Annotated in this window: 2 protein-coding genes; both read left to right on the forward strand. The window is 75.5% G+C overall.

What is annotated here, in order from left to right; translation table 11 throughout:
• Positions 1–1,458 (forward strand): DUF4132 domain-containing protein (locus AB0C69_RS40790; RefSeq protein ID WP_360361939.1); only part of this gene is annotated, 1,458 nt, incomplete at its 5' end.
• A 14-nt stretch (positions 1,459–1,472) separates the two neighbouring features.
• Positions 1,473–2,801 (forward strand): hypothetical protein (locus AB0C69_RS40795; RefSeq protein ID WP_360361942.1); only part of this gene is annotated, 1,329 nt, incomplete at its 3' end.

Here is a 2,801-nt window from a genome sequence, read left to right on the forward strand (position 1 = left end):
GGAGATCCTCGCCGACGCCGTCCCGGCCGTCCTGAGCGCCGACTGGGCGTGCAGATCCTGCTGCGCGACCGCGAGCGGGCGCTGCCGGACGCCGCCGCGCGGCACGTTCTCACCATGCTCGCGATGTCGCGGCCCGCCGAGGTCTACCCGGGGGTGCGGGCGGTCCGCGACGCGTGCGACCGGGAGTCCCTCGCCGAGTTCGGCTGGCGGCTGTTCCGGCAGTGGGAGGCGCACGGCGCGCCGTCCAAGGAAGGCTGGGCGCTGGCGCAGCTCGGCCTCACCGGCGACGACGAGACCGTCCGCCGCCTGACCCCGGTGATCCGGGCGTGGCCCGGCGACGGCGGGCACGCCAAGGCGGTCACCGGCCTGGACGTCCTCGCCGCCATCGGCACCGACGTGGCGCTCACGCACCTGCACGGCATCGCGCAGCGGGTGAAGTTCAAGGCGCTCAGGGCCCGGGCGCAGGAGAAGATCGAGGAGGTCGCCGCCGGGCTGGAGCTGACCGCGGAGCAGCTCGCCGACCGGCTCGTCCCCGACTTCGGGCTGGACGCCGGCGGCACCCTCACGCTCGACTACGGCCCCCGCCGCTTCGTCGTCGGCTTCGACGAGCAGCTCAAGCCCTTCGTGGCGGACGAGGACGGCGCCCGCCGCAAGGCGCTGCCCAAACCCGGCGCAAAGGACGACCCCGAGCTCGCCCCGGCCGCCGCCAAGGCGTTCTCGGCGCTGAAGAAGGACGTGCGGACCGTCGCCGCCGACCAGCTCCGCCGCCTGGAGGCGGCCATGGTCGCGCGGCGCCGCTGGCCCGCGCTGGAGTTCCGGGAGCTGCTGGCCGGGCACCCGCTCGTCCGGCACCTCGTCCGGCGCCTGGTGTGGCTCGCGTCCGAGGGCGAGGAGGGGGACGCGAGGACGACCGCGTTCCGCGTCGCCGAGGACGGCACGTACGCCGACGTCGACGACGGGACCGTCGAGATCGCCGGCACGGCGCGGGTCCGGGTCGCGCATCCCGTCGACCTCGGCGGCTCGCTCGCCGCCTGGTCGGAGGTGTTCGCCGACTACGAGATCCTGCAGCCGTTCCCGCAGCTCGGACGTCCCGTCCACGTCCTCGCCGACGGCGAGGGGAGCGACGGCAGGCTCGAACGGTTCGAGGGCCTGACCGTCCCGGTCGGCAAGGTGCTCGGCCTGACCTCGCGCGGCTGGGACCGCGGCGCGCCTCAGGACGCGGGCATCGAACCCTGGATCTCCCGGCGGCTGCCCGGCGGCCGCCACATCGTCATCGACCTCGACCCCGGCATCGCCGTCGGCGCCGTGGACGCCCTGCCCGACCAGAGACTCGACGCGGTCGGCCTGGCGGACCGCCCCGAGCAGAGGTGGCTCGGCGGCGGCACCACGGGCTCCTTCGCCGACCTCGACCCGGTCACCGTGTCCGAGATCCTCGCCGACCTGGCGACGCTCACCTGAGAAAGAGAACTCCCATGGAACTGCCGAAGGCGCTGCTGGACCCGCCGTGGGCGCGCAGGCCGGCCCCGCCCACCGGTGACGAGCCGATCATCGTCCCTGGCCTGGCGGCGCCGGACGGCCGCGCGATCGTCTGGGAACCCGGCGAGCGCGAGGGCTGGGCCGCGGTCCGCCCGTTCGGGTCCTGGCAGGACGGCGAGTGGGAGGAGGCCGCCGAGGAGTTCCGCGACGGGCGGATGGGCTACGAGCCCACGCGGGCGGGCTTCCTCGCGCAGGCGCCCGAGCATCTCGCGCGGCCGCTGCTGGCCGGGTGGGATCCGCACGTGACCTGGGACTTCCACCATTCCCTCCAGCCGATCGTGGCGCGCTTCGAGACCGCCGCCTGGGACGTTGCGGTCCGGCTCGCCAAGCAGAACCCGTACGGGACGGGCCCGGTCGTGCTGCCGTTCCTGTCCGCCGACGTGGCCCGGATGGTCGCCGACTGGCTCTACCGGCTCACGTCGGCGCAAAAGCTCGCGCACGCGTGGTTCGCGCGGCACGGCCTGGCCGCCGTCCCGTACCTGGTGCCGGACGCGCTGGGCAAGCGCGTCGGCCCGCGCCGGGGCGCGGTCAAGGCACTGAGGCTCATCGAGGGCGACGTCGTGGAGGCCGCCCGCGTCCACGGGGACGAGGCGGCCGAGGCGGTCGCGCGGCTCCTCGCCGCCGCGCCTCCCGAGACCGCGCCCGTCGAGCCGCCGGTCCGGGCGCCGTCCCTGCCGAAGTGGCTCGACGCCGGCGCCCTTCCCCGCCCGGTCCTGCGGGACGGCGGCGAACTGCCGGGCGACGCGGCGCGCAACCTGCTGCTCGCCCTGACGGTGAGCCCGGGCGCCCGCCTCGACGCGACCGGCGTCGTGGACGGCGCCGCCCAGGTCTGCGAACCGGAGTCGCTGACCGCGCTCGTCTGGGCGCAGTTCGAGGCGTGGCAGGCGGCGGGCATGCCCAAGGGCAGCGGCTTCGTGCTGTCGGCCCTCGGACGCTTCGGCGACGACGTGGTCGTCCGCAGGCTCGTCCCGCTGGTCAAGGAGTGGCCGGGACGAAGCGGCGGGTACAGCAGCGCCGTCCAGGGCCTCGAAGCGCTGGTCGGGATCGGCACCGACCTCGCCCTGACGCAGCTCAACGGCATCGCGCGAAAGTCCCGTTACAAGGGCCTGCGGGGCGAGGCGCAGCGCAAGCTGGCGCAGATCGCGGAGCGGCGCGGCCTGACGGCCGCGCAGCTCGCCGACCGGCTCGTCCCCGACTTCGGGCTGGACGCCGACGGGACCCTCACCCTCGACTACGGCCCCCGCCGCTTCGTCGTCGGCTTCGAC

Origin of the sequence: Actinomadura sp. NPDC048032 (assembly GCF_040653175.1) — a bacterium.
In the GTDB taxonomy this organism is placed as follows: Bacteria; Actinomycetota; Actinomycetes; order Streptosporangiales; family Streptosporangiaceae; genus Spirillospora; species Spirillospora verrucosospora.